The organism is Nocardioides sp. (genome assembly GCF_030655615.1).
GTDB lineage: Bacteria > Actinomycetota > Actinomycetes > Propionibacteriales > Nocardioidaceae > Nocardioides.
On record NZ_JAURVJ010000188.1, the window covers coordinates 1 to 5910 of the forward strand.

A 5910-nucleotide genomic window follows, 5' to 3' on the forward strand; every position below is an offset into this window, starting at 1 on the left:
CCCGGACGGCGCCAGCGCGGCCGGGGCTGCGGAGGGACGCCGGCCGCGACGAGGTCCTCGGCCAGGAGGTTGGTGGTGACCCGGAGCAGCTCGTCGGCCGGGAGGTCGGCGGGATCGACCGGGCGCGGCCCGTACGCCGTCTCGGCGACGGCACCGACGAGCTCGAGGTCGGGGCGGCCGCGGCCGGGCGCGCTCGCGGTGACGACGCGCTCGACCAGCACCGGGTCGGGCCGGCGGCCAGCGGCGGCGTACGCCAGGTTGACCCGGCGCAGCACCTCGAGCTGCTGGGCACCGGGGAGGAGGCGGCTGGTGCGGTCGGCCTCGGCGGTCCAGGCGGCCCAGGGGGTGGTGCCGCCGTCGCGGAGCGACGCCACCCAGCCCCACGCGCGGGCCTCGCTCACGACCCGCTCACCGGCGTTCCTTGCGAGCGCGCAGCCCGCCGCGGACCTTGGCCGTGAACCGGGCGTCGGGGTCGGGTCGGCGCGCGGCCTCGACGGTCATCGCGGTCAGGGCGTCGAGCGCGGCACCGAGCTGGGCCTTGGCCGACACAGCGGCCGGGTCGACGAACTCCTCGGGGACGACGGCCGGCCCGGGCTGCAGGTCGGCGAGGTCGCCGACGACCTGGACGCCGCGCGTCGTGATCCACTCGGACCAGCGGTCGGCCTCGCTCACGGCCCACGGGTGCAGGTGCGGGGGCAGCTGGAGGCGGGTGCCGCGGCGGTTGGCGAGCATCCGGTCGGCGAGCATGTGGCGCACCAGCTCGTCGAAGTCGGCGCCACGGCGGGTCGCGTGGTCGATCCGCGTGTTGAGGCGGCGGAGCAGCTGGGTCTCGGCGACCCCCAGGGACCGGTTGACCCGCTCGGCGTCGCGCGGGGCCCACACCGGCGCGATGCCGAGGACGTCGCAGAAGCGCTCCCAGAGCAGGTCGCCGGTCTCGTGGGGCACCGTCACGACGTGGATCCGCTCGGGCGGCAGGTCGGCACCCCAGGTCCCGAGCACGCTCGGCAGGTCGAAGGCGCGGGCGAACCACGGCAGCCCGCGCACCATCCGGCGCTGGAACCGCCGGTAGGTCCACGTCCGGCCCTGCTTGACGCTCTCCTGCCAGGCCGCCGGCAGCTGCCGGCCCAGGTCGCGCGCGGAGTAGACGAGGTGGACCTCGCTGCCGCGCAGGTCGTGCAGGGCCCGGCGCACGGCCTCGGGCTTGGCGGGCCCGAGCGTCTCGTGGCTCACGACCACCGTGCCGTCGAGCCGGCGGACGCGCCGCACGAGCGCGTCCCACGAGCCCTTGGCGTGACCGGGCGGACCGCCCCAGTCCTGGCCGAGCAGGTCGAGAGCCGCCCGGAACTGGCTCAGCTGGGGGTCCGCAAGCGCGTGCCGGCTCGGGAAGTGGACGCCCTGCTCGGCCAGGCCCGCGCTGTTGAGGGTCAGCCGGTCCTGCAGGTAGGTCGTGCCGGTCTTGGGTGCACCGACGTGCAGGTAGACCTTCCGACTCACCTCGTCAGGCTAGCGACCACGGTGGTCGAGCCGGGCGAGCCCTCGGCGAGCCCGCGTCGAGACCCCCGCAACCGACGTGGCTGGGTCGAGCTGCACCTGCGGAGGTCTCGACACGCGGTGACTCCGTCCCCGCGGCTCGACCACCGTGGGGGACAGAGGTCTCGACACGCGGTGACTCCGTCGCCGCGGCTCGACCACCGTGCGGGGGGCGGTGCCTACCCGCCCAGCGCCCGCACGACCGCCGACGGGCTCGGCCGCCCGAGGTGCCCGGCCATCCAGGTGCTGGTGGCGACGAGGGAGGTCAGGTCGACGCCGTGCTCGATGCCGAGGCCGGTGAGGAACCAGACGAGGTCCTCGGTGGCGAGGTTGCCGGTGGCGCTCTCGGCGTAGGGACAGCCGCCGAGGCCGCCGGCGCTGGCGTCGTAGGTCGTCACGCCGGCGCGCAGGCCGGCCTGGACGTTGGACAGCGCCTGGCCGTAGGTGTCGTGGAAGTGCAGGGCCAGCCGGTCGGGGGTGACGCCGGCGGCGGTGAAGGCGGCGACGAGCGCGGTCACGTGACCAGCGGTGCCGACGCCGATGGTGTCGCCGAGGCTGAGCTGGGAGGCGCCGAGGTCGAGCAGGCGCACGCCCGCGGCGACGACCTGGTCGACGGGCACCGCACCCTCCCACGGGTCACCGAAGCACATCGAGACGTAGGCGCGGACGTCGAGCCCGGCCTCGCGGGCGCGGGCGACGGTCGGCTCGAACATGGCGAACTGCTCGTCGAAGGAGCGGTTGAGGTTCTTGCGGGCGAAGGTCTCGGTCGCCGAGCCGAAGATCGCGACGTGGCGCAGCCCGAGCTCCAGCGCGCGGTCGAGGCCGCGCTCGTTGGGCACGAGCACCGGCAGGTCGCGACCGACCTCGCCGAGGCGGGTCATCAGCTCGGCGGCGTCGGCCAGCTGGGGCACCCAGGTGGGGTGGACGAACGAGGTCGCCTCGACGAGCGGCAGGCCGGCGGCGAGGAGGCGGCGTACGAACTCCTCCTTGACCTCGACCGGGACGAGGGCCTTCTCGTTCTGGAGGCCGTCGCGGGCACCGACCTCGTAGATCGTGACGGCGGTCGGCAGGCCGGGCTCGGGCACCACCATCGGCAGCGCGCTCACGCGTCGTCCTCCGCAGGCTCGACGACGAAGAGCGACGAGCCGAGCGGCACCTGTGCGCCGACCACGGCATCGACCGTCACCACGGTGCCGGCGAACGGCGCCTTGAGCGAGAGCTCCATCTTCATGGCCTCCATGGTGCCGAGGACGTCACCCTCGGCGACGGCGTCGCCCTCGGCGACGCGGACCTCGAGGACGGTGCCCGGCATGGGCGCGGTCAGGGTGCCGTCGCCGACCGCCGCGGCACCGGCGAGCCGGTCGGGCGCGGTGAAGAGGAACCGCTGCCCGTGCAGGGCGACGTCGACGAACCCGGGCTGGGCGTTGACGACCGCGTCGACGGTCGCGCCGTCGATGACCAGGCGGACCTTGTGGTCGGCGGCGGCGAGCTGGCGGACGGGGGTGCCGTCGACCGTGCCGGCGTGGCGGTCGACCACCACCTCGCGGTCGAGCTCGACGACGGTCGGCGCGGGCGGCGCCCCGAGCCGGAAGCCGTCGGCCGCGAACACGTGCGAGCCGTCCATCGCGGTGAGCATCGCCGAGGTCCAGGCGGCGACGATGCGGGGTACGTCGGCGCTCGGCTCGGGCACGACGGCCGTGTCGAGCCAGGCCGTGTCGATCGTCGCGTCGCGGAACTCGTCGCTCGCCACGAGCTGGCGCAGGAAGCCGACGTTGGTGGTCAGGCCGAGGATCGCGGTGCGGTCGAGGGCCTGGACGAGCAGCTGGCGGCAGTCCTCACGGTCGCGGCCGTGGGCGATGATCTTGCCGAGCATCGGGTCGAACGACGTCCCCACGACCTGGCCGCTCTCGAGGGCGTGGTCGGTGCGGATGATGCCGTGGTCGGGCCAGCGCACGAGCGACGCGGTCCCGGCCTGGGGCAGGAAGTCGGCGTAGGGGTCCTCGGCATAGACGCGGACCTCGATGGCGTGGCCGTAGGGGCCCGGCGTCCGGTCGCCGACGCGGAGCGGCTCACCGGCGGCGATGCGGAGCTGCTCCTCGACGAGGTCGAGCCCCGTGATCGTCTCGGTGACCGGGTGCTCGACCTGGAGGCGCGTGTTCATCTCCAGGAAGTAGGCCTCCCCGGTGTCGGTGTCGAGGAGGAACTCGACGGTGCCGGCACTGACGTAGCCGACATGGCGGGCCAGGGCGACGGCCGCGCTCGTGACCGACTCGCGCTGCTCGTCGGTGAGGGTCGGCGCGGGCGCCTCCTCGATGACCTTCTGGTGCCGGCGCTGGGTCGAGCAGTCGCGCTCGTGGAGGTGGACGACGTTGCCGTGGGTGTCGCCGAGCACCTGGACCTCGATGTGACGGCCGTGCTCGACGTACTTCTCGATCAGCACGGTGTCGTCGCCGAACGACGACAGCGCCTCGCGCTTGGCGGCCGCGGTCGCCTCGGCGAGGTCGCCCTCGGCCCGGACGATCCGCATGCCCTTGCCACCGCCACCCGAGGCGGCCTTGACGAGCACCGGGAAGGGGGCGTCCTCGCCCGTCGGCACCACGGGTACGCCGGCCGCGACCGCGATCTGCCGGGCGGCGTCCTTGCGCCCCATCTGCTCCATGACGGTCGAGCTGGGCCCGACGAGCAGCACGTCGGCGTCCTCGAGCGCCTTGGCGAAGGCCGCGCGCTCGGAGAGGAACCCGTAGCCCGGGTGGACCGACGCGGCGCCCGATGTGAGCGCGGCCCCGACGACGGCGTCGATGTCGAGATAGCTCGAGACCTCCACGGCCTCGGACGCCATCCGCACGTGCATCGCGCCGGCGTCGGCGGCGGTGTAGATGGCGATCGACCGCACGCCGAAGCGCGCACAGGTCTTGAGGATGCGGACGGCGATCTCGCCGCGGTTGGCGACGAGGACGCTCTCGAGGGCGATCGGCTGGATCATGCGAAGTCCTTCTTCATCACCGGGTCTCGACGCGCCCGTCGCGACCTCGTGCCTCGGTCGCGGGGCTTGCTCGACCTGAGCGCGCACACGCGCCGAGCTCGTTCCTCGCTCGTCACTGCCCGCTCACATCCGGAAGATGCCGTAGGAGGGAGCGGGCACCGGCGCGTGGGCGGCGGCGGCCAGGCCCATGCCGAGGACCCGGCGGGTGTCGACGGGGTCGATGACGCCGTCGTCCCAGAGGCGAGCGGTGGCGTAGTAGGGCGAGCCCTGCGTCTCGTACTGCTCGCGGATCGGGTCCTTGAAGTCGTCGTCGTCGGGCTTGCCGGCGACGGTGGCGAGCACCGAGGCGGCCTGCTCGCCGCCCATCACCGAGATGCGCGCGTTGGGCCACATCCACAGGAACCGCGGGTCGTAGGCGCGCCCGCACATGCCGTAGTTGCCGGCGCCGAACGAGCCGCCGATGACGACGGTGAACTTGGGCACGACCGAGCAGGCGACGGCGGTGACGAGCTTGGCGCCGTCGCGGGCGATGCCGGCGTTCTCGTACTCGCGCCCGACCATGAAGCCGGTGATGTTCTGCAGGAAGACCAGCGGGATGCCGCGCTGGTTGCACAGCTCGATGAAGTGCGCGCCCTTGCGGGCCGACTCGCTGAAGAGGATGCCGTTGTTGGCGACGATGCCGACCGGGTGGCCCCAGACGTGGGCGAACCCGGTCACCAGGGTCTCGGCGTAGAGCTGCTTGAACTCCTGGAACCGGCTGCCGTCGACGATGCGGCGGATCACGTCGCGCACGTCGTAGGGCGTGCGGGTGTCGGCGGGGACGACGTCGTAGAGCGTGGCCGGGTCGAGCGCCGGCTCCTCGGGCTCGCGGACCTCCCAGGGGGCCGGACCCGGCGCCGGCAGGGTGTCGACGATCGCGCGGACGATGGCCAGCGCGTGGGCGTCGTCGTCGGCCAGGTGGTCGACCACGCCGGACTTGCGGGCGTGGACGTCGCCGCCGCCGAGGTCCTCGGCCGTGACGACCTCGCCGGTCGCGGCCTTCACCAGCGGCGGGCCGCCGAGGAAGATCGTGCCCTGCTCCTTGACGATGACCGTCTCGTCGCTCATCGCCGGGACGTAGGCGCCGCCCGCGGTGCACGAGCCCATCACCGAGGCGATCTGGGGGATGCCGGCCGCCGAGAGGTTGGCCTGGTTGAAGAAGATCCGGCCGAAGTGCTCGCGGTCGGGGAAGACCTCGTCCTGCAGCGGCAGGAACGCGCCGCCGGAGTCGACGAGGTAGACGCACGGCAGCCGGTTCTCCGCCGCGTCGGCCTGCGCGCGCAGGTGGTTCTTGACCGTCATCGGGTAGTAGGTGCCGCCCTTGACCGTCGCGTCGTTGGCCACCACGACCACCTCGC

General features: G+C 73.7%; 5 protein-coding genes. All 5 read right to left on the minus strand.

Features of this window, described 5'->3' with window-relative positions; translation table 11 throughout:
* Positions 1-401, minus strand: a 401-nt coding sequence (locus Q7T52_RS15830) for a hypothetical protein (protein WP_304804159.1), incomplete at its 3' end; no start/stop codon positions are given.
* Positions 402-408: 7 nt separating this feature from the next.
* Positions 409-1494, minus strand: a complete 1086-nt coding sequence (locus tag Q7T52_RS15835) for a hypothetical protein (RefSeq protein WP_304804160.1) — start codon at positions 1492-1494, stop codon at positions 409-411.
* A 215-nt stretch (positions 1495-1709) separates the two neighbouring features.
* A complete protein-coding gene (locus Q7T52_RS15840; RefSeq protein WP_304804166.1) occupies positions 1710-2621 on the minus strand; it encodes a hydroxymethylglutaryl-CoA lyase in 912 nt (303 codons plus the stop codon).
* 11 nt (positions 2622-2632) lie between these two features.
* Positions 2633-4513, minus strand: coding sequence for a biotin carboxylase N-terminal domain-containing protein (locus Q7T52_RS15845; protein WP_304804162.1), 1881 nt, complete (start codon positions 4511-4513; stop codon positions 2633-2635).
* Positions 4514-4636: 123 nt separating this feature from the next.
* A partial coding sequence (locus Q7T52_RS15850) for a carboxyl transferase domain-containing protein (RefSeq protein ID WP_304804164.1) occupies positions 4637-5910 on the minus strand: 1274 nt, incomplete at its 5' end.

Coding starts and splice junctions, on each gene's coding strand:
- Q7T52_RS15840 (WP_304804166.1), bottom strand. CDS start 2,621: ATGGTGGTGCCCGAGCCCGGCCTGCCGACCGCCGTCACGATCTACGAG.
- Q7T52_RS15845 (WP_304804162.1), bottom strand. CDS start 4,513: ATGATCCAGCCGATCGCCCTCGAGAGCGTCCTCGTCGCCAACCGCGGC.